This is a genomic window from Bradyrhizobium sp. CB2312 (assembly GCF_029714425.1).
In the GTDB taxonomy this organism is placed as follows: Bacteria; Pseudomonadota; Alphaproteobacteria; order Rhizobiales; family Xanthobacteraceae; genus Bradyrhizobium.
In genome coordinates, this window is sequence record NZ_CP121668.1 from 5597530 (window position 1) to 5618384 (window position 20855).

General features: G+C 64.8%; 23 protein-coding genes and 1 pseudogene. 11 read left to right on the forward strand and 13 right to left on the reverse strand.

Annotated elements, in window-relative coordinates; genetic code table 11:
- Positions 1–85: 85 nt before the first annotated feature.
- From fabF to QA642_RS27555, 6 genes are all read right to left on the reverse strand, one after another.
- Positions 86–1351 (reverse strand): beta-ketoacyl-ACP synthase II, encoded by a 1266-nt coding sequence (fabF, locus tag QA642_RS27530; protein ID WP_283079655.1) that lies wholly within the window; start codon positions 1349–1351, stop codon positions 86–88.
- A 109-nt stretch (positions 1352–1460) separates the two neighbouring features.
- Positions 1461–1700, reverse strand: a complete 240-nt coding sequence (locus QA642_RS27535) for an acyl carrier protein (RefSeq protein ID WP_008551805.1) — start codon at positions 1698–1700, stop codon at positions 1461–1463.
- A gap of 309 nt (positions 1701–2009) precedes the next feature.
- Entirely contained in the window at positions 2010–2747 is a 738-nt protein-coding gene (gene fabG, locus QA642_RS27540) for a 3-oxoacyl-[acyl-carrier-protein] reductase (RefSeq protein WP_283079656.1), read from the reverse strand.
- 67 nt (positions 2748–2814) lie between these two features.
- Positions 2815–3774: an ACP S-malonyltransferase gene (gene fabD / locus QA642_RS27545; protein WP_283079657.1), complete on the reverse strand. Its 960-nt coding sequence runs from the start codon at positions 3772–3774 to the stop codon at positions 2815–2817.
- Between the two features lie 174 nt (positions 3775–3948).
- Positions 3949–4974, reverse strand: a complete 1026-nt coding sequence (locus QA642_RS27550; protein ID WP_283079658.1) for a fatty acid desaturase family protein — start codon at positions 4972–4974, stop codon at positions 3949–3951.
- A 3-nt stretch (positions 4975–4977) separates the two neighbouring features.
- Positions 4978–5682 carry a TetR/AcrR family transcriptional regulator C-terminal domain-containing protein gene (locus QA642_RS27555; RefSeq protein WP_283079659.1) on the reverse strand — a complete coding sequence of 235 codons (705 nt, stop codon included), beginning with the start codon at positions 5680–5682 and terminating at the stop codon, positions 4978–4980.
- Positions 5683–6028: 346 nt separating this feature from the next.
- Here QA642_RS27555 and rpsF point away from each other — a divergent pair, with 346 nt between their 5' ends.
- The 4 genes from rpsF (at position 6029) to rplI (ending at position 8521) form a co-directional block, all read left to right on the forward strand.
- Positions 6029–6529 (forward strand): 30S ribosomal protein S6, encoded by a 501-nt coding sequence (rpsF, locus tag QA642_RS27560; RefSeq protein ID WP_283079660.1) that lies wholly within the window; start codon positions 6029–6031, stop codon positions 6527–6529.
- 5 nt (positions 6530–6534) lie between these two features.
- Positions 6535–6774 (forward strand): 30S ribosomal protein S18, encoded by a 240-nt coding sequence (gene rpsR / locus QA642_RS27565; RefSeq protein ID WP_007592020.1) that lies wholly within the window; start codon positions 6535–6537, stop codon positions 6772–6774.
- A 127-nt stretch (positions 6775–6901) separates the two neighbouring features.
- Entirely contained in the window at positions 6902–7870 is a 969-nt protein-coding gene (locus tag QA642_RS27570; protein ID WP_283079661.1) for a DUF2232 domain-containing protein, read from the forward strand.
- Positions 7871–7921: 51 nt separating this feature from the next.
- Positions 7922–8521, forward strand: a complete 600-nt coding sequence (rplI, locus tag QA642_RS27575) for a 50S ribosomal protein L9 (RefSeq protein WP_283079662.1) — start codon at positions 7922–7924, stop codon at positions 8519–8521.
- A 79-nt stretch (positions 8522–8600) separates the two neighbouring features.
- Here rplI and QA642_RS27580 read toward each other — a convergent pair.
- Together QA642_RS27580 and QA642_RS27585 are read right to left on the reverse strand one after the other, a co-directional pair.
- A pseudogene (locus QA642_RS27580) lies at positions 8601–9069 on the reverse strand (PaaI family thioesterase).
- 232 nt (positions 9070–9301) lie between these two features.
- Positions 9302–10261, reverse strand: coding sequence for a hypothetical protein (locus tag QA642_RS27585; protein ID WP_283079663.1), 960 nt, complete (start codon positions 10259–10261; stop codon positions 9302–9304).
- Positions 10262–10542: 281 nt separating this feature from the next.
- Between QA642_RS27585 and QA642_RS27590 the strand changes: the two genes are divergently transcribed.
- Positions 10543–11793 (forward strand): cyclopropane-fatty-acyl-phospholipid synthase family protein, encoded by a 1251-nt coding sequence (locus tag QA642_RS27590; protein ID WP_283079664.1) that lies wholly within the window; start codon positions 10543–10545, stop codon positions 11791–11793.
- Positions 11794–11895: 102 nt separating this feature from the next.
- Here the strand turns inward: QA642_RS27590 and QA642_RS27595 are convergent, their stop codons facing one another.
- Positions 11896–12102, reverse strand: coding sequence for a transcriptional regulator (locus tag QA642_RS27595; protein WP_283079665.1), 207 nt, complete (start codon positions 12100–12102; stop codon positions 11896–11898).
- Positions 12103–12647: 545 nt separating this feature from the next.
- Between QA642_RS27595 and QA642_RS27600 the strand changes: the two genes are divergently transcribed.
- Together QA642_RS27600 and alr are read left to right on the forward strand one after the other, a co-directional pair.
- A complete protein-coding gene (locus QA642_RS27600; protein WP_283079666.1) occupies positions 12648–14159 on the forward strand; it encodes a replicative DNA helicase in 1512 nt (503 codons plus the stop codon).
- A gap of 46 nt (positions 14160–14205) precedes the next feature.
- Positions 14206–15480, forward strand: coding sequence for an alanine racemase (alr, locus tag QA642_RS27605; RefSeq protein ID WP_283086993.1), 1275 nt, complete (start codon positions 14206–14208; stop codon positions 15478–15480).
- Between the two features lie 11 nt (positions 15481–15491).
- On the opposite strand, the gene QA642_RS27610 is transcribed toward alr, so the two are convergent.
- The gene (locus QA642_RS27610) at positions 15492–15710 is read right to left on the reverse strand and encodes a cysteine rich repeat-containing protein (protein WP_283079667.1); all 219 of its coding nucleotides are present in this window, start codon (positions 15708–15710) and stop codon (positions 15492–15494) included.
- 40 nt (positions 15711–15750) lie between these two features.
- Between QA642_RS27610 and QA642_RS27615 the strand changes: the two genes are divergently transcribed.
- A complete protein-coding gene (locus tag QA642_RS27615; RefSeq protein WP_283079668.1) occupies positions 15751–16521 on the forward strand; it encodes an exodeoxyribonuclease III in 771 nt (256 codons plus the stop codon).
- Positions 16522–16645: 124 nt separating this feature from the next.
- Here the strand turns inward: QA642_RS27615 and QA642_RS27620 are convergent, their stop codons facing one another.
- From QA642_RS27620 to QA642_RS27630, 3 genes are all read right to left on the reverse strand, one after another.
- Positions 16646–17461 carry a hypothetical protein gene (locus QA642_RS27620; protein ID WP_283079669.1) on the reverse strand — a complete coding sequence of 272 codons (816 nt, stop codon included), beginning with the start codon at positions 17459–17461 and terminating at the stop codon, positions 16646–16648.
- Positions 17462–17557: 96 nt separating this feature from the next.
- Complete coding sequence (locus tag QA642_RS27625; protein WP_283079670.1) at positions 17558–17926, reverse strand: GFA family protein; 369 nt, start codon at positions 17924–17926, stop codon at positions 17558–17560.
- 86 nt (positions 17927–18012) lie between these two features.
- Positions 18013–18321, reverse strand: coding sequence for a hypothetical protein (locus QA642_RS27630; RefSeq protein ID WP_283079671.1), 309 nt, complete (start codon positions 18319–18321; stop codon positions 18013–18015).
- Positions 18322–18501: 180 nt separating this feature from the next.
- Here QA642_RS27630 and QA642_RS27635 point away from each other — a divergent pair, with 180 nt between their 5' ends.
- The 3 genes from QA642_RS27635 to QA642_RS27645 are packed head-to-tail and all read left to right on the forward strand — an operon-like array spanning position 18502 to position 20855.
- Positions 18502–19242 carry a FadR/GntR family transcriptional regulator gene (locus QA642_RS27635; RefSeq protein ID WP_283079672.1) on the forward strand — a complete coding sequence of 247 codons (741 nt, stop codon included), beginning with the start codon at positions 18502–18504 and terminating at the stop codon, positions 19240–19242.
- 31 nt (positions 19243–19273) lie between these two features.
- Positions 19274–20179, forward strand: coding sequence for an NAD(P)-dependent oxidoreductase (locus QA642_RS27640; RefSeq protein ID WP_283079673.1), 906 nt, complete (start codon positions 19274–19276; stop codon positions 20177–20179).
- A gap of 4 nt (positions 20180–20183) precedes the next feature.
- Complete coding sequence (locus QA642_RS27645; RefSeq protein WP_283079674.1) at positions 20184–20855, forward strand: amino acid ABC transporter permease; 672 nt, start codon at positions 20184–20186, stop codon at positions 20853–20855.

Here is a 20855-nt window from a genome sequence, read left to right on the forward strand (position 1 = left end):
AATCGCTTGCCCTGCCAAATGCACGCGCCCGCTTCCATGACTATCGCCGAATACGGCAAAACGGTGGATTCGTCGCAACCACAAACTAATGGACCAGGCGCCGGACAATCACCGACGCGTTGGTACCGCCAAAACCAAAAGAATTCGACAACGCGACATTGACCTCACGTTTCTTCGCCTTGTGGGGCACGAGGTCGATCGCGGTCTCGACCGACGGATTGTCGAGATTGATCGTCGGCGGCACGACATTATCGCGAATCGCGAGAATGGCGAAGATCGCCTCGATCGCGCCGGCTGCACCGAGGAGGTGGCCGGTCGACGATTTGGTCGAGGACATCGCGACCTTGGAGGCGGCGTTGCCGAGCAGGCGCTCGACCGCACCGAGCTCGATCTCATCGCCGAGCGGTGTCGAGGTGCCGTGCGCGTTGATGTAGTCGAGATCCGACGGCGACAGGCCGGCACGCTTGAGCGCGGCCGACATGCTGCGGAAACCGCCATCGCCATCGGGCGACGGCGACGTAATGTGATAGGCGTCACCCGAAAGGCCGTAGCCGATCACCTCGGCGTAGATCCTGGCGCCGCGGCGCTGGGCGTGCTCGAGCTCCTCGAGCACGAGGACGCCGGCGCCCTCGCCCATCACGAAGCCATCGCGGTCCTTGTCGTAGGGACGCGAGGCCTTCTCGGGCGTGTCGTTGAAGCCGGTCGACAGCGCACGCGCGGCATTGAAGCCGGCAATGCCGATGCGGCTGATCGGCGATTCGGCGCCGCCTGCGACCATGACGTCGGCATCGCCGAGCGCGATGAGGCGGGCGGCGTCGCCGACCGCATGCGCGCCGGTCGAGCAGGCCGTGACCACCGAATGGTTCGGTCCCTTCAGCCCGTGCGCGATCGAGACGTAGCCGGAGGCGAGATTGATCAGGCGGCCCGGAATGAAGAACGGCGACACCCGGCGCGGTCCGCGCTCCTTCAAGAGGATCGCGGTGTCGGCGATGCCGTTGAGGCCGCCGATGCCGGACCCGATCATGGTGCCGGTCGCGCACTTGTCCTCTTCGGTCTCCGGATGCCAATTGGCATCGTCGAGCGCCTGGCCGGCCGCGGCCATGCCGAAGATGATGAAGTCGTCGACCTTGCGCTGGTCCTTCGGCTCCATCCACTTGTCGGGATTGAAGGTGTCGTTGGTGCCATCGCCGCGCACGACGGTGCAGGCGTATTTGGTCTGCAGATCGGAGACGTCGAAGCTCTCGATCGGCCGCGCACCGCTCTCACCGTTGAGGATGCGTTTCCAGGTCGGCTCGACGCCGCAGCCGAGTGGCGACACCATGCCGAGACCAGTGACGACAACCCGCCTCATATCCGAAAACTCCGCATCGAAAGATTCACGGCCAATAACAAGAAACCGGCTGACCGCTGGCAAGCGGCCCGTCCGGTTTCAATGTTGTCCCCGCGAAAAATGAAGAGCCTTAGCTCTTCGCGTTCTTCTCGAGAAACTTCGTGGCGTCGCCGACGGTGAGAATCGTCTCCGCCGCGTCGTCCGGAATCTCGCAACCAAATTCTTCTTCGAACGCCATCACCAGCTCGACGGTGTCCAGACTGTCGGCGCCGAGGTCGTCGATGAAGCTCGCGTTGTCGACAACCTTCTCGGGCTCAACACCAAGGTGTTCGACCACGATCTTCTTAACCCGCTCGCCAATGTCACTCATTGCTTAACCTCGTGTTGTTCCCTGTAGACCCGACCCCCCGGGACGATACGAGCCGTCGTGGTCGTTTGACTGCCTTCGCTTACGAACTTTGATTTGGCCCCATCCTAACGATACGGCCCGGCGAACGACGGCCAAGGCTCGGCATCGCCAATATACAGGGTTTCAAAAACCTGCAATGGCGTTCTTTGCCCATCCGTTGAAGGTCCGGTTATCATACTTCAATTGCCTTGACTATAAGCCTCATTTCGCTCCGGAAACGGCCGTTTGCCGCATCCCGCACTGCGGATATGGGCGGCGCGGGACGAGGCGTCAGATCATGGCCATGCCGCCGTTGACGTGGATGGTCTGCCCGGTGACGTAGGCCGCTTCGTTCGAACTCAGGTAGACGGCGGCGGCCGCAATGTCCTCGGGCGTCCCGAGGCGAGCGGCCGGAACCTTGGTCAGAATCGTCTCGCGCTGCTTGTCGTTGAGCGCGTCCGTCATCGGCGTCTTGATGAAGCCGGGCGCGATGCAGTTGGCGGTCACGCCGCGCTTGGCGTATTCGGCACCCAGCGTCTTGATCATGCCGATCAGACCGGCCTTGGACGCGGTGTAGTTGCCCTGTCCGGGATTGCCGGTGACGCCGACCACCGAGGTGATGGCGATGATGCGGCCGAAGCGCTTGCGCATCATCAATTTGGTGGCGGCGCGCGCCAGGCGGAAGGTCGCGGTCAGATTGACGTTGATGACCTCCTCCCAGTCCTCATCGCGGAGCTGGACGAAGAGATTGTCGCGGGTGATGCCGGCATTGGCGATCAGGATGTCGACCTGACCCATCGCAGCTTCTGCGGCGGGCACCAGCGCCTCGACCTCGTCGGCCTTGGAGAGGTTGCAGGGCAATACGTGGCTGCGCTCGCCGAGCTTGCCGGCAAGCTCATCCAGCACTTCCTTCCGCGTCCCCGAAATCGCAACGGTGGCGCCCTGCGCATGCAGCGCCTGCGCGATCGCGCCGCCGATGCCGCCGGTCGCGCCGGTGACGAGCGCCTTCTTGCCAGTCAGATCGAACATCGAAAACTCCTTCAAAGCACGATCCGGAAAAGTGTGTAGCGGCTTTCCGGAACGATCGTGCGTAAACTCAAGCCTGCTTCGCAGCGGCCAATGCATCCTTGGCGGCGGCAATGTCGTTGGGACCGCCGACCGCAACGCCAACGGCACCGTCCGCAATGCGCTTGACGAGCCCGGTCAGAACTTTGCCCGCGCCGATCTCGAAGAAGCGCGTGACGCCCTGCCCTGCCATATAGGCAACCGACTCGCGCCAGCGCACGGTGCCGGTGACCTGCTCGACCAGGCGGCGGCGGATCTCGTCCGGATCGGTGATGGCGCTCGCCAGCACGTTCGACACCAGCGGCGCCGCCGGCGCCTTGATCGCGACCTTGGCCAGCGCCTCGGCCATGGCATCGGCGGCAGGCTGCATCAGCTTGCAGTGGAACGGCGCAGACACCGGCAGCAGCATGGCGCGCTTGGCGCCCTTGGTCTTGGCGATCTCGACGGCGCGGTCGACCGCAGCCTTGTCGCCGGAGACCACCACCTGGCCGCCGCCATTGTCATTGGCGGCCTGGCAGACCTGCCCCTGCGCGGCCTCGCCCGCGACCTCCATGGCGGCTTCGTAGTCGAGGCCAAGCAGAGCGGCCATTGCGCCAACGCCGACAGGAACGGCTTTTTGCATTGCGAGACCGCGGGTGCGAAGCAGCCGCGCGGTGTCGGAGACCGTCAGGCTGCCGGCCGCAGCCAACGCCGAATATTCACCGAGCGAGTGGCCGGCGACGAAGGCCGCATCCCGCCCGACGGAAAACCCGGCCTCGGCCTCGAGCACCCGCAGGGTGGCGATCGACACCGCCATCAGCGCCGGCTGGGCGTTCTCGGTGAGCTGGAGGGTCTCGGCCGGGCCATCCCAGATGGTCGCGGTCAGCTTCTCTCCCAGCGCGGCATCGACCTCGTCGAACACGGCGCGCGCCACCGGAAAGGCGTCGGCCAGGGCCTTGCCCATGCCAACCGCCTGGGACCCCTGCCCCGGAAATGTGAATGCTGCCGTCATCGGCGCTCCCTGCTTGTCGGGCGTGATCACTTGCGAGAACCGGCAGCCGATTACGCGCGGCCTTGGGCCATGGTTCCGGATCACGCTCCAAAGGGGGCCGTAGACACTGTCCGGGGCTGGAATGTCAAGCCAAGATAGGAAGTTCGGCCGGCATTCACCTGGGGATGCGAGCCCCTAGAATCCACCGTTGGTCTGGTTGGCATCGACCGCCGCTCCCGCCCGCGCGCGCCGCGCGCTGTTGACCAGCTGGCCCGGACGGTCGTCCCGGTCGGGTTCCGCGGTCGCAAGCCGCAGCACCGCGGCGTAGCCGGGCTGCACCTCCATGCGGCCGGCATGCCGGCTCGCGCTGAGCAGGCGATGCACCTTCGGCAGATTGTAGCAGGGCACATAGAACAACAGATGATGTTCGAGGTGATAGTTGACGTAGTACGGCGCGATGAACAGCCGCTCGAGAAAGTTCGCATGCGTGGTGCGGGTGTTGCGCAGGGGATCGCTGCTGTCGGGTACGACGGCGTGCTCGGCGATGTTGCGGATGCGGGTGATGACCATCATCCAGGTCAGCAGCGGCACCAGCCATAGCAGCGGATAGGCCCACCACACGCCGGCGGCCACGCACGCTGCGAACATCGCGGCGTTGACGAGGCATTGTGGGCCGAGCTTCTCCCAGAAATGCGCCACACGCTGGCGCCACGGCCAATCCTTCGGCCCCAGCGCGTTCAGGAGCTGCGCCTTTCGCTGCTGATAGCCGGTCTGCCCGGTGATGTCGCGAATGAACTTGCGGCGATAGCTGAGCTTCGTGATCGGAAACGGCGCCGACAGCACGAGATCAGGATCGTCCTCCTGCTGGGTGCGCGCATGATGCTGGAGATGATAGCGGCGATAGCTGCGCGTCTCGGCAAAGAGCGGATAGGCGCAGAACCACTGGCTCAGCGCCAGATTGGTCCTCTCGTCGGCGGACAGGCAGCCATGCGCGCCGTCATGCATCAGGATCGCAAGGCCCAGCTGGCGCGAGCCGATGATGGCGACCGCGAAGATGTAAGTGAGCGGATTGGGCCACCACGCGACGAGCGCAATCGCACCAATGATCAGCGCCCAGGCGTGAGCGATCAGCGCCACGCCCTTCCACGTCACGCGCTGGCGGACGTCGGCGAGTTGATCGTCGGTCAGGAAATCGCGGGCACGCATGCGAAGTGCGGTCATGGACTAGCCCTCCTCGTTGGAGTTGCCGGATGCATCGCGCTCGTCGACGAGACGCAGGCGCGCGGTATCGTTTGTCGATTTTGCCTGCTCGCCCAGCACACGCAGCATCTCGGTGCAGAGCGCCTCGGGCGAGCGGCCCATGGCGTAGCCTTCGAGAATGATGCCGATGGCGACGGCCCAGAATCGCCGCGAGCTTTCGTCGGGCGCGCGCAGGGAGCGCCAGCCGTGGCGGGCCACCTGGCCCGCATAGGCGCGCGTGCCTTCGCTGTGCAGGCGCTCGATGGTGCGCTCGACCAAAGGCGCGAGATCCTGGCGCCGCCGCGTCAGTGTCAGGGCTTCGGCGAAGAAGGCGATCGAATCGCTTGCCGTCACGGTCTCGGCGAGCGCGTAGGTGTATTCCGCCGGCGTGCGGGCCTTCTGAGCGGCCTGCTCGGTCGCGCGCGCCAGATACAGGAGGTCGCGGCAGGCGCATTCGACGAACAGCGCCTCCTTGGTGCGGAAGTAATAGGTGATCTGGCTCGGAAACGCGTCCGCGGCCGCCGCGATGTCGGTGATCGAGGCTCCTGACAGCCCCCGCTCCCGGAACAGCGGGCTTGCCGCGTCCAGCAGCAGCGACCGCATCTTGCGACCGGCCGAGCGCGTCGCACGCACCGCATGCTTGGGATCGCCAGCCGCCTCTTTTAGTTCAGGGACAGACTTTTTGACCATGAGGACCTCTCGCTCGATTTATTTGTATGACATACAAACAAATAATTCAAGCCGGAATGTGGTAATGGGGGATGGGTTAGACCGGACTGCACCGGAACCATCCGGGCCGAAAAGGCGGCCGGCAACCTTGCAAAGCCGGCCAAAATCCGTATAAGCGCGCCATCCGCAGACCCCGGCCGGGAGCTGAACGGACGGTCTCAGCAAATCATTCGTGATTTTGGTGTGGCAGGGCCAGTCGGCCCGTCGTCCCGTGTTTCCGCCTTCTGAGCTTCATCCCAGAGTCCTTTCCGAAGGTCTCTTAAGGGCTTGACGCCGGGCGATGCGCCAACATGAGGAAAGGACTTCCATGCCTCTTTATGAGCATGTCTTTCTCGCGCGCCAGGACGCGAGCACGCAGCAGGTCGAAGAGCTGACTGCGCAGATGACCGGCATCGTCGAAGGTCTCGGCGGCAAGATCACCAAGACCGAGAATTGGGGCGTTCGCTCCCTCACCTACCGCATGAACAAGAACCGCAAGGCGCACTTCGTGCTGCTCAACATCGACGCGCCGTCCGCGGCGATCGCCGAGATCGAGCGCCAGGAGCGCATCAGCGAGGACGTGATCCGCTATCTCAGCGTTCGCGTCGAAGAGCTCGAGGAAGGCCCGTCCGCGATGATGCGCAAGGCCGACCGCGATCGCGAGCGTGACGATCGTGGTGGCGGCTTCCGCGGCGAGCGCGAAGGCGGCTTCCGTGGCGACCGCGAGGGTGGTTTCCGTGGCGGCGATCGTGACGGTGGTGGCTTCCGCGGTGATCGCGGCCCGCGCCGTCCGCGCGAGGAAGCTGAAACCACGACGGATGGGGAGTAAGATCAATGGCTGAAGCTGGTGCACGCCGTCCGTTTTTCCGTCGTCGCAAGAGCTGCCCGTTCACGGGCGCCAATGCTCCGAAGATCGACTACAAGGACTCCAAGCTGTTGATGCGTTACGTCTCCGAGCGCGGCAAGATCGTGCCGAGCCGCATCACCGCGGTGTCCGCGAAGAAGCAGCGTGAACTCGCCCGCGCCATCAAGCGCGCGCGGTTCCTGGGCCTCTTGCCCTACGTCATTCGCTAAGACGAATTCGACCGGCGGCGCCACCGCCGCCGGTCGCACTCTTTGATCTCATAAGGCTTCCGGGTCGTCCGGTCGCCGATGGTTGGGGCGAGACGCCTCTAACCGCTCGAAGGGAGCGGGACAGCTGATGATGGCTTTTGGACTGATAGCCCTGATCGCCGGCGCTGCGTCGGCCCTGATGTTCGCCTCGATCGTGTCGGGCGCGCTGATCTCGCTCGTCCTGGTTTGCCTTGCTCCCCTGCCGCTCATGCTGGCTGCGATCGCCTGGGGCCCGCTCTGCGGCGCGATTGGCGGTCTCGCCGCCATGCTCGTCATCGGCGGTGCGCTCAGCATGCCTCTGGCCTTGGGTTACGGTCTTGCGATCGCGTTGCCGGCCTGGTGGCTCGGGCATCTTGCCATGCTTGGACGATCCGCGACCGGCGGTGCGGCGGTCACGGATGCGACTGCCCTCCATGTCGAATGGTATCCGCTTGGACGTATCCTGCTGTGGATTGCGGCGCTGGCGACGCTTCTGACCGCAGGATCTCTGCTGTCGCTGGGGACTGACGCGTCGGCAATCGGCGACGCGATGCGCCGCGGCTTCGCCAGGATCTTCTCGCTGGTGAGCGACACGACCGTCACCGAGAGCGATCCCCGCGTCAGCCTGATGGTCGCCGTGACGCCGGTTCTGGTTGCGGCCTCGCAGATGACGACGCTCACCCTCAATCTCTGGCTTGCCGCAAAAGTCTCGGCTGTTTCAGGCAAGCTGCATCGGCCCTGGCCGGACCTCAGCAGCACGAGCTTGCCACCGATGACGCTCGTCGCGCTCTGTGTCGCGCTTGCCTTCAGCTTCTCCGGCGGAATGATCGGCATTCTGGCCGTCATCGTCACGACCGTCTTGATGGTGGCCTATGCGCTGATCGGCCTTGCCGTTCTGCACACCATCACGCGCGACCTCGCCAATCGCGGGTTCTGGCTCGCTGCTGCATACGCCATCATCTTCATGTTCAGCGTGAGCCTCGTCCTGCTGACCGCCCTCGGCCTCGCGGACGCGGTGTTCGGCTTCCGCGAGCGCTACCTGCGCAGTCGCCAGCCGCCGCCTTTGCCGACCCCTTAAGTCCAACCCTGCAACTCAGAACTCAAAGACCACTTCAAAAGGAGAACGAATATGGAAGTCATTCTGCTGGAACGCGTCAACAAGCTCGGCCAGATGGGCGAAGTCGTGAAGGTTCGCGACGGCTATGCCCGCAATTTCCTGCTCAAGCGCGGCAAGGCGTTGCGCGCCACCGCCGACAACCGTGCCAAGTACGACGGCATGAAGGCCGATCTCGAGGCCCGCAACCTTGCCTCGAAGGCCGAGGCGTCCAAGGTCGCCGAGAAGATCGAGGGCAAGAACATCATCGTGATCCGTCAGGCGTCGGAAGCCGGTCAGCTGTTCGGCTCGGTCACGGTGCGTGACGTCGTCATGGCGTTCGAAGCCGACGGCGTTTCGCTGTCCCGCCCGCAGGTGCAGCTCGATGCGCCGATCAAGACGATCGGCAAGCACCCGATCACCGTCGCCGTCCACCCCGAGGTCGAGGTCGAGGTCACCGTCACGGTCGCACGCAGCCAGGACGAGGCCGAGCGCATCAACCGCGGCGAGGACATCTCGACCCGCAACGAGGACCGCGATGCGGCCGCCGAGGCGATTGCCGCCGCCGGCGAGTTCTTCGATCCGGAAGCCCAGCACGACGAGGTCGAGCCGGCCCCGGCTGCGGAAGAGAAGTAAGCGGGTTTGCCCGTCATTCCGGGGCGCTCCGCAGGACCGAACCCGGAATGACGAACACGATCAAAGAAGCCCGGCCGCCTCAAGCGGCCGGGCTTTTCGTTTTGGCCCCGATATCCTCGCTCAGCATCGCGATCGAGGCCAGTGCCGTTGCCGTATTGCTTCTCGACACCGTCGCTGAGGCAGAACACGTCGGCGGCGACCACGGAGACCTGGCGGCCCGGCTTGATCACCCTCGCCCGGCAGATCAGCTTGTCGCCGACCGCAGGCGACAACAAATTGAGCTTGTATTCCGCCGTCAGCGCCGGCTGGCCGCGCGTGGTCGCCGCGGCGATGGTCGTGGCGTTGTCGACCAGGAAGGCGGTGACGCCGCCGTGAAAGAAGCCGTGCTGCTGGAGCAGCTCCGGCCGGCGGTCCACGGCGATCGTGCAGGTGCCGCGCGACAATTCGGACAGCTCGGCGCCGACCAGATTCATAAAGCCCTGCCGGCCGACACTGGCGTGGATGCGCGCGGCGATCGGCTCAAATTCGGGATCTGCTTCGGCTCGCATGAGGCCTCTCCTTAGTCCTGGTTGATGCGGTCAGGCGACACCAGCGCACGGATCGCGCAGGCGATCAGCGCATCGGCCTCGCCGCGGAGATCGCTGCGGTCGCGCCCCGACACACTCGCGCTCATCAACCCTCCTAGAGTATTACTCTAGAGTCGTACTCTAATCATGGTCAAGACGATGCGGAGGCCGCGATGACGCGACCTCCGCAGATCGATTGGGAATTTCAGGTGACTTAGCGCGAGATCGGCGGCGCTGGCGAGCCGGAGGACTCCGTCGGCGGCGGCGCCGCAGCGGGCGCGGGCGGCGCCGGCTCCTGCGACCTGGTTGCCGGTTCGGGGCTGGCGGCGGGCGCTGCGGACTTGGGAGCCGCCTCTTCCACCGGCTTGGGCGCAGCCGGTTCAGTGGGCTTCGCCGCGAACGGTGGCGGGGCCGGCGTCACCTGCGGCACCGGATCGGACCGCAGCGCCGGAGCGTCGCTGCTGCGCGGCTCGACCTTGGCGCTATCAGGCTTTGGCTCGGCGGGTTTCTCCGACGCCCTGCTGCTGTCGGGCTTGGTGTCAGGCTCGACCTTGCTGCTCTCCGGCTTGGACTCGGGCCTCGGCTCGCTCTTCTTCTCTTCAGTGGTGGGCGCAGCTGCGTCGACCTTCGGTGCTTCCTCGGTCCCGGGCTTGCTGCGACGCTTGCCTTTGCGGCCCTCGGGCAAGGCCTGGCCTTCAGGGTTCGCACCCTCCTCGCTCGGCCGCGCCGCGCGCTTCTGCCGACCCTCGGCAGGCGGAGCCACGCCCTCGCCCTCCGGCTTGGCCGCTTCCTGGGAGCGCTGGCGGCGGCCCTGATGCTCTGGCGACTGGCCCGGCGCGGTGTTCGCGTCCTTCTCCTTGGCGCCGTCCTTCTTGCCATCCTTGGCCTGATAGCGGGTGTCGGTAGCGCCGTTGGAGACGAGGTAGGAGGCGAGGATGCCCGCCATGTCCGAGCTCGTGGTGTAGTGCTGGCGCAGGAAGCCCGGCAGCGAGCCGGGCGCGACGGACTTCAGCAGGCCACGCGGGCTCTTGTGGCACGCATTGCAGGTCTGCGCGAAGATCTGGGACGGGCTTTTGCCGGCCTCGAGGTTCGTCGCCTGCGCAAGAACGGTATCGGTCGCGCCGAAGCCGATCAGAAGCAATACCGTCGCGAGGCTGAGCGCTCGGCTCGACATTCCCATCATCTCCATTGAATTCCGAGAGGTGCAGCCGGCGGCGGGCGCGGCGGCGGGTGACCTTTTAGCGGATTGAGCCGCGAATGGAAGCAGGCCGCACCCGCAAGGGTGTGGTTAAGCGGTTTTGGAATATCGGCTTTGAACCCGGCGCAATAGTGCGTCCGGAACATCCTCCCCACATTTTACATGCAAACGCATAGGAACCAGAGCGGGACCTGAGCGTCAGATGTGAAGACCGGGTTAGTCGCATCTCTTCGGGTTCGCTCGAGAGGAAGGTGTCGATGGACCGATTGTTGCGTAGATTCCTGTCTCATTTCATCCGCCGCGGGTCGCTGACGGTGACCAGCGCAAGCGGATCGAAGTTCACTTTTGGCGACGGCTCGGGCGAGCCGGTCGCGGTGCGTTTCCTCACCGCGGACGCCGAGCGGAGGATCCTCATCAACCCCGAGCTCGGGCTTGGCGAGGCCTACATGGACGGCGACTTCGTCGTCGAGCACGGCTCCCTAGCTGATGCGCTCGCGATCCTGCTCGATCAACCCGACCTATTGCCACAGTGGGCAAAACCCTGGTGGCACCTGCGCTATCTGACGCGGCACCTGAAGCAGTTCAATCCGCGCTCGCGCGCCCGCAGCAACGTCGCACATCATTACGATCTCGACGCGAGGCTCTATTCGCTCTTCCTCGATGCCGACAAGCAATATAGCTGCGCCTATTTCGAGACGCCGGAGACCACGCTCGACGATGCGCAGCTCGCCAAGAAGCGGCACATTGCCGCGAAGCTGCTCATTGGAAGCGGCCAGCGCCTCCTCGACATCGGCTCGGGCTGGGGCGGTCTCGGGCTCTACCTCGCCGAGATCGGCGGCGCCGACGTCACCGGCGTCACGCTGTCGACCGAGCAGCTGCAGATTGCCAATTCGCGTGCGGCCGAGAAGGGCCTGAGCGGATCGGCGCGCTTCCTGCTCGAGGACTATCGCGACATCGACGGGCCGTTCGATCGCATCGTCTCGGTCGGCATGTTCGAGCATGTCGGGGCGAGGTTCTACGACACCTATTTCGAGCGCTGCGCCGAGCTCCTGAGCGAGGACGGCATCATGCTGCTGCACTCGATCGGCCGGTCACAGGGGCCGGATTCGACCAATCCCTGGATCGCCAAATACATCTTCCCAGGCGGCTACATCCCCGCCGTGTCGGAGGTGCTACCGGCGATCGAGCACGCTGGCCTGCTGGTCTGCGACATCGAGATTCTGCGCCTGCACTATGCCGAAACGCTGAAGGCCTGGCGGGAGCGCTTCATGGCGCGGCGCGAGGAAGCCGTGCAGTTCTACGACGAGCGCTTCGCGCTGATGTGGGAGTTTTACCTGGCAGCCTGCGAGATGACCTTCCGCAAGCAGGCGATGATGAACTTCCAGATCCAGCTCACCAAGCGTCAAGGTGTGGTGCCGATCACCCGGGACTACATCGCGCGGGAGGAAGCCCGCCTGCGGGCGATCGAAGGCGGCGCCAAGCCCAGGCTGAAGCTGGCCGGTGAATGAGTTCTCGAGCCCCGTTTCCGATGGCATCGGAACGGGACTCTCGATTCCTGTTTTGACGCGTTTTCTTGACGCGAACCGGTATCCACTTCGCTTGAAAACGCTCTAGTGACGCAGGGTCGAGATCGGCGAGGACCGGAGAGAGGCCGTTGACGCCAGCTGCGCCCGCAGTTCCGCGATGATCTCGGGTGCGACCGGCTGGCGGCGGATGTCGGGGCGTTCGGCGTGCTGCATGGCGGCGATCAGGCCTGACAGCCAGAGCCGGCTACCAGTCTCGCTTCGCCACTGATGGTGCTGCCGTTCTGGCCGCATCGCTTGCCTCTCCCTGATGGCGGGTCGAAGATAACCCCCTGCCCGCCTGCCTGTTCCGGCTCTACCCCGAAAGAATCCGGGGAGATGTGATCTGCTTCACATAAGTCTGGTCGGGTCCGGCCTAGACCGTCGCTATGAGCAAAGAGACCCAATCCCCATTCGACGTGCAGGACGGCCTCCGTACCGATTACGCCCTGATTGCCACCGGCGTCGGAGCGGCCCTGGTTGCGCTGGTGTACCTCCTGCTGGTCTGAACCCGAGCCGAAGGCTCCGAAGGCTCCCGGGCGGGCCTCGTTCGGTACGCGTCTGAATAGGTCTGCGCCCTCCCCCATAAGGTTCATGTCATCCGGATTTTTCCGTAGCGCGGCTGCGAACGCAGCCGGCGGGGTTCCGCAAATCCGTCAAGCACGGCGCATGCTGCGGCCGCTAATCATCCACCGCTATTAAGATCGGTTGATAGCGACGAGCTTTTGCTTCCGCTTTGGGCTGCGGCGGCGCTTTATCCCGGCCCCGCATCCGCCCAAGAAAATTGCTATCGCTCGACCATGGCCCTGACTGATTCGAACGTCCTGAAACTTGCGCCCGAGCCTGGAACTCCCGCCTATCGGAGCGCGCCGCATAATATCGAGGCTGAACAGAGCCTTCTGGGCGCGATTCTGGTCAACAACGACGCCTTCTATCGTGTCTCCGACTTCCTGGAGCCGAAGCATTATTTCGAGCCGCTGCACCAAACCATCTTCGAAACCGCCGGCAGCCTGATCCGGATGGGCAAGATTGCCACACCCGTCACGCTGAAGACGTTTCTGCCCGCCGATACCGACGTCGGCGGCATGACCATCGGCCAATATCTGGCGCGGCTCGCGGCGGAAGCCACCACCATCATCAACGCCCAGGACTATGGCCGCACCATCTATGACCTCGCACTGCGCCGCGACCTGATCGGCATCGGCGAGGACATGGTCAATGTCGCCTATGACGCGCCGGTCGACTTCGCGCCGCGGGCACAGATCGAGGACGCCGAGCGCCGCCTCTACGAGCTCGCCGAATCCGGCCGCTATGACGGCGGTTTCCAGAAATTCTCGCAGGCGCTGACGGTCGCGGTCGATCTCGCGGCGAAGGCGTTCCAGCGCGACGGAAAGCTGTCCGGCATCTCGACGGGCATGCGGGACCTCGATACCAAGATGGGCGGCCTGCAGCACTCCGACCTCATCATCGTCGCGGGACGCCCCGGCATGGGCAAGACGTCGCTGGCGACCAACATCGCCTACAACGTCGCGCAGGCCTATGTCGGCGAGCTCCAGGCCGACGGCACCATGAGGGCGGCCAATGGCGGCGTGATCGGCTTCTTCTCCTGCGAAATGTCGGCCGACCAGCTCGCCACGCGTATCGTGGCCGAGCGCACCGGCATCCCCTCCTCCCACATCCGCCGCGGCGGCATCTCGGAGGCCGATTTCGAGAAGATCCGCCAGGTCTCGATCGAGCTGCAATCGCTGCCGTTCTATGTCGACGCGACCGGCGGTCTGTCGATCGCGCAACTGATGGCGCGCGCGCGCCGGCTCAAGCGGCAGAAGGGCCTCGATCTGCTCGTGATCGACTACATCCAGCTCTTGTCCGGCTCAGGCAAGCGCGCCAGCGATAGCCGCGTACAGGAAATCACGGAGATCACGACCAGCCTGAAGGCGCTGGCCAAGGAGCTCAACGTTCCCGTGATCGCGCTGTCGCAGCTTTCACGACAGGTTGAATCGCGCGACGACAAGCGGCCGCAACTCTCCGACTTGCGTGAATCCGGATCAATCGAGCAGGACGCCGACGTCGTGCTGTTCGTTTACCGCGAGGAATATTACCTCGCGATGAAGGAGCCCCGCCCGGGCACGCCTGAACACGAGAAGTGGCAGCTTGACATGAGTCTTGCGCACGGCAAGGCCGAAGTCATCATCGGCAAGCAGCGCCACGGCCCGACAGGCACCGTCGACCTGGCCTTCGAAGCCTCGGTCACGCGGTTCGGCGACCTTGCTCCTGACAGTCAGTTGCCCGCTCGCAGCGGCAACGACTACTGAGTTCCTTGAACCAGACCTGCCTCTTGCGTAAAACGGCGCCATGACAATGGCGTCCGACCCCAAAATGATCCCGCAAACCGGCCTTCTCTCCGCGGAGGCCAACCAGGCTGCCGCGCTCGCAGCCTATGGCGGCGTGCTCACCGTCGATCTCGACGCGATCATCGCCAACTGGCGCAAGCTCGAGAAGACGGCGGTGCCGGCCGAATGCTCGGCGGTGATCAAGGCCGACGCCTATGGTTGCGGCGCCGAGCAGGTTGCGCGCGCCCTGAGCAAGGCCGGCTGCAAGACCTTCTTCGTCGCCACCATCGAGGAAGCGCGCAAGGTGCGGGAAGCCGTGCCGGAGGCCGCGCTCTACGTGCTCGGCGGCTACTTCCAGAACACCGGCGAGCACTACGCGAAGATCAACTGCCGCCCTGTCATCGGCGATCTCAACGAGCTCGCCGAATGGGACGTGTTCTGCCGCCGCACCGGCTGGAACGGCGGCGTTGCAATCCACATCGACACCGGGATGAACAGGCTGGGACTGACGCTGTCGGAAGCGCAGGCCATCATCCCCCGCATCAATGCCGGCGATCACGGCATCACGCTGGTGATGAGCCATCTGGTTTCTGCCGAGCAGCTCAACAGCCCGGTCAATGCAAGACAGCTCGCGGCCTTCCGCGGCATCGCCAGCGAGTTCGCGGGCGTGCCGGCGGCGCTCGCCAATTCGTCCGGCATCTTCTTAGGGGCGCCCTTCCAGTTCGACATGGTGCGGCCGGGCGCAGCGCTCTACGGCGTCAACCCGACGCCGGAGGCCGACAATCCGATGCAGCCGGTCGTGGATCTCAAGGCCCGCATCGTGCAGGTCCGCAATGTCGAGCGCGGCGAGAGCGTCGGCTATGGCGGCACCTGGACCGCGCGGCGGCCGACGAAGCTGGCGATCGTCGCGGTCGGCTACGCCGACGGCTATTTCCGCGCCGCCAGCTCCAATGACGGCACCCGCGGCGCCGAGGTGATCGTGGCGGGCAAGCGCTGCCCGGTCGCGGGCCGCATCTCCATGGACCTGATCGCGGTCGACATCACCGATCTGCCGCCGAACGCGGCGCGGCGCGGCCACATGGTGACGCTGCTCGGCGAAGGCATCACCGTCGACGAGCTCGCGCATCATTTCGGCACGATCGGCTATGAGGTGCTGACCAGCCTCGGCCACCGCTACGCCCGCGTCTACAAGGGCGGCAACGTGGTGGAGCCGCTGGCAAAGCCGGAGCCCACGCAGGCGGCCGAGCAGCCGCCCTCGCCGCCGCCGATCGAGCAGCCGCCCTCGCCGCCGCTGCCGAGCTGAACTCTCGCTGCCTACTTCTTCCGGCTGTCGAGCGCTGCCTTGCAGGTGGCGCTGAGCTGACCGCGCTTGGCCTCGAGGCAGGCGATGACCTTGCCGCCGCCCGGCGCGATGCCGGCGCAGAATTTGTCATAGTCCGCCTTGCACGCACCGCGCGGATCGGACGATTGTGCCGAAGCGACACCGGAGAACGCGACGGCGACGACGATGGCGGCAAAGCTCAACTTGGACATTGTATCTCCGGTGACGGAAGGCAGGAGCCGATAGCTCTACATGAAGATTGCGACATTCAACATCAACAACGTCAACCGCCGCCTGCCCAATCTGTTGGCTTGGATGCGCGCAGCGAAGCCCGATGTCGTCGCGCTTCAGGAATTGAAGGCGAGTGATGGCGAATTTCCGGCGGCCGCGATCGAAAAGGCCGGCTACGGCGCAGTGTGGTGTGGACAGAAGACCTGGAACGGCGTCGCCATCCTCGCCCGCAACGCCGAGCCTGTGCTGACGCGAGACCGGCTACCGGGAAAGGCGGGGGATCACGAAGCCCGCTATATCGAGGCCGCCGTGCGCGGAATCATCGTCACGAGCATTTACTTGCCCAACGGCAATCCGCAGCCAGGACCGAAATTCGACTACAAGCTCGACTGGTTCGCACGGCTCAAGCGCCACGCCAAAACCTTCATCAAGCAGGAACTGCCCGTGGTGCTCGCCGGCGATTACAACGTCGCGCCGACGGAGATCGATATCTATCCGACCCGCTCATGGGACAAGGATGCGCTGATCCAGCCGAAGAGCCGCGCGGCCTACGCCTCGCTCGTCGCGCAAGGCTGGTGCGATGCGATCCGCGAGCTGCACCCTGAGAAACGCATCTACACGTTCTGGGATTACAAGCGAAACCGCTGGCCGCGCGATGCGGGCCTGCGGCTCGATCATCTCCTGCTCAGCCCTGCCCTCGTCTCACGCCTGGCGAAGGCCGGTGTCGACAAGAAGGTGCGTGGCGAGGAAGGCGCGAGTGATCATGCGCCGGCATGGGTGGTGCTGAAATAAACGAGGAGCCGTAGATCTCGTAGGGTGGGCAAAGGCGCTCTTGCGCCGTGCCCACCATCTCGTATCGATAAAACTGTTGGTGGGCACGCTTCGCTTTGCCCACCCTACGAATGAGTGCCGTGGATTACCGCCCGTAATATTCCTGCACCGTATCCCACGCCGCCTTTTGCAGCAGCTGGGTCGTCTCCGCATCGAGCCCCATCGTGTAGGAATTGCCGACCGGCGAGCGTCCCGTCAGCGCGGCCAGCGTCACGCAGGTTGCCAGATACGTGCCGGCGGGACTCGGATGCCGCTTGTCGGGCGCATAGAGATTGAGCTCGGGCTGGAGCTTGCGGACACGCGCGAAGGCAAGACCTGCGGGAATGACCAGCGCATCGTTTGCGTTGCCGGCGATCGTATAGGCCTCGGCCAACCCGTCCGTCATCTCCGGCTTGTCGGCGTAGGCCCAGGACATGAAAAACACCGGCCGCATGCCATGGGCACGGACGATGTCGCTGTCTTTCTTCGCGAAGGTCGTGAACGCATCTTTCAGCTGCGGATGGATCGGGCACTGGCTGCAGTCCATCATCACCACAGCGTCGTACTGCTTGCCCGGCTTGTTGAAGACCACGTTGTTCTGGTCGTCGAAGGAATACGCACCGAGACCGCCGGGTCGCAGCAGATTGTCCATGTCGTGCCAGTCGAGGCCGGAGCCACCGATCGTCGCCATGGTGTTGCGATAGGCCGCCTTGTTCTCGGCATCGGCTGCCCGCTCCATGAAGGTGAGATGCCCGGGCATGCCGTTGTTGTAGTAGAAGAAGCTGTTGCCGACGAACAGCGCGGCCTTGGGGAAGTCTGGTCCGAGCGAGGTGACCTTCGGCTTGGTCTGTGCCTGCGCATTGAGGCCGGCCACAACGACCAGACACATTGCGAGCATCACTCGCGCAAAAAGACGCATCATGGCTTCCTCCCTTTTCTCGGGGTGGAACCAGATCAGCTTTTCAAGACGCCCTCAAGAGGACGGGGGCGCGCGGCACACATGCGTCGCCCCGCATGCTCACCACAAATTCTTACCGTCGATCATGTTGACCGGCACGGCGTCGAGATCGAAATCGTCGAACAGGCGCGCATTCACCGCGACCTTGGGATTGTCGAAATCGGGCTTGCCGCTCGACCAGTCCGGCGACTCCGAATAGGTGCCGCAGCCGCAATTGGCGCAGAAATGATGTTTGACGGTGCGGCTGCCCCAGAGATAGGTCGCGACGTTGTCAGCCGGTGACAGCAGGCGAAACTGCGCCGGCGTGTAATAGGCCCACAGCGCGCCGCGCTTGGCGCAAAGCGAACAGGTGCAGCGGGTGACGCTGACGGGCGCCTCCGTCACCTCGAATACCGTCTCACCGCAATGACAGCTTGCCTCGATCGGCATGACCCGCTCCCCATTTTGTCAGGAGATGGTCGTAGCCGGCCCCTGCTGCCAACATGCTGTCAGCAGCAAACCCTGCCCGGAAAGGTTCAGTTGGCGGAGAGCCGCCTGGCGTTCGCGGCCACGTGCTCGCGGTAACGCTGGATGATGGCCGCCGGCGTTGCCCCTGCGAGCAGATTGGCTGCCGCCTCGAAGGCCGCGGCGATCTTCTCGCTCACCATCAGCACGGCCTCCTGCCCGGCCGCCTCGTCGCCATGGCTGAGCTTCTCGCAGCGCAGCCGCACCACTTCGCTCGCCTCAAACGCGAGCATCGCGCCAGCGCACCAGGGAAAGCCGTTGTCGGATCCGCCGAGCACCGCATGGCGGTCGAGCGCGGAGAAGGAGTGGTGATCGGGCATCGCGGACCTCAAATTCTTTGAGCGAGCGCTCCGATCAATACACTTCAAATTCTAAGGATCAGGCCGGGGAACCGGTCGGATTGGGCAGTGCTGAGACATCGACCATTAACCAAGGCCCTTGACGCCATCACTCTGGTTAGCCTACTGGTCTGACCAAGATCAGACCAAAGCGGGATGGGGATGGAGCTCAAGCGCGCCACCGAAGGCGAAAAAGGGTTCGAAAAGGTGTTCGCCTTCTTGCGCGAGCGCCTGCTCGCGGGCTCGCTCAAGCCCGGCGACCGCCTGATCTCCGAGCGCGAGCTCGCAACCCTGCTTGGCGTCAGCCGGCCGATCGTCCGCGAGGCGCTGCGCGCCCTGACCGTGCTCGGCATCGTCGAGATCCGCGACCGCATCGGCACCGTCGTGACCCGGCCGGACGTCTCGGTGCTGAACGACTTCTTCACCTTCGCGCTGGCCCAGCAAGCGGACATGCTTGACGACGTCATGCAGGCGCGCGTCGCGATCGAATGCCAGGCGATCCGCCTCGCCTGCGAGCGCGCCAACATTGCCGATTTCGAGCGCCTGCAGCGCGCGCTCGCGAAGATCGGCGAGACGATCGACGAGGCCGATGCCGGCGGCATGGCCGACTTCGAATTCCACCGCGCCATCGTCGTGGCGTCACATTCGGAAACGCTTTCCGTTTTGCACAGCTCGATGGCGGGCCTCCTTACGCATTCGCATCGCAGCCGCCGCGAACTGGTGCAGGCCTTCCCGTCGATGAAAACCTATCTGATCGACGACCACCGCCGCATCTTCGAAGCCGTCATCGCGCGCGATCCAGAACGCGCCGACGCCACGCTGCGCAAGCATTTCGCCATCGGTGACGAATACCGCAGGCGCGCCGTCGTCGGCGACATCGACAAGACCGGCGCCTCACGCTGATCGCAGACCAACCAAGAAACGGACTGAGGACATGGGACGGAACGACAAGGGCAATGTGGGCTTCATCGGCATCGGCACGATGGGCCGCGAGATGGTGCGCAACCTGCTGATGGCCGGCCATGCCGTGCGCGCCTTCGATCTCAATGATGCTGCCCTGGCCGACAGCGTCATGGAAGGCGCGACGCGCGCCGCGGGCCCCGCCGATGCCGCTCAAGGTGCCGACATCGTCATCACCATGCTGCCCGACACACCCCATGTCGAGGCGACCATTTACGGCGAGCAAGGCCTTTTGAGGTCTCCCCCACCCGGCAAGCTCATCGTCGACATGAGCACGATCTCGCCGGTCGCGGTCCGCCGCATCCATGCCGACTTGCAAAAAGCCGGTGTCAGCTTCATCGACGCGCCGGTCTCAGGCGGGCCGGTAGGCGCCAAGAACGCCGCGCTCTCGATCATGGCTGGCGGCGATGCTGACGCGTTCGCCAAGGCCGAGCCGTTCTTCCGGGCGATGGGCACGACCATCACGCATGTCGGCGCATCGGGCGCCGGGCAAACGGTCAAGCTCTGCAATCAGCTGATCTGCGGCATCAACATCCAGGCGATCTGCGAGGCACTAGCGCTCGGCCGCGCTTCGGGCCTCGACCTCGATCTGCTGCGCCGGGTGCTGCTCGGTGGCTCCGCTGCCTCCTGGATGCTCGACAAGCTCGGCCCCGCAATGATTGCGGGCGACGTCTCCGCGGGCTTCCGCATCGATCTGCAGCTCAAGGACCTTCGCCTCGTGCAGGAGCACGCGCAGGCTCTCAACGTGCCCCTGCCCGGCACCGCACTCGTCACCAGCCAATATGTCGACGCCCGCGCCCATGGCGAAGGCAGCAACGGCAACCAGGCGCTGTTCCGCGTCTACGACCGCATGACCAACCAGACGACCGGCCGAAGCTGATACGATGAGCCTCCAACTCGACTTTCCCGCAGTGATGGAGCGTTGGCCAAGTTTCTTGGCTGGCGCTGCGCTGACGCTCGAGTTGGCTTTCTTCGCGACCGTGCTGGGCGCTCTGATCGGCACGCTCGCAGCTGTCGGCCGCGGCTCGCGGAGTTCGCTGATCGCCGGAGCGTGCAAAGTCTACGTCGAGGCGATCCGCAACACGCCGCTACTGGTCCAGATCTTCCTGGTCTATTTCGGCCTCCTGAAATTCTCCGCCTTCACCGTGGCCGTGGCGGCGCTGACGATCAACGTCGGCGCCTACACCGCCGAGATCATGCGCGCCGGCTTCGAGGCGATCCCGCGTGGACAGATCGAGGCGGCCGAGGGACTGGCGCTGTCGCGGCTGCAAATCTACTGGCACATCATCCTGTTGCCGGCGGTCGAGAAGGTCTATCCGGCGCTGACCAGCCAATTCGTGCTGCTGATGCTGGCCTCGTCGGTGTGCTCGCAGATCTCGGCGGAAGAGCTCACCGCCGTCGCCAACTACATCCAGTCGGACACCTATCGCGCGTTCGAGACCTACATCATCGTCGCCGTGCTCTACGTCATCCTGTCGCTGGTGATGCGCGCCGGCTTCTGGGGCCTCGGCCTCGCGCTGTTTCCGCGTCGTCGCCGGCTCGGCACGCCGCTGTGA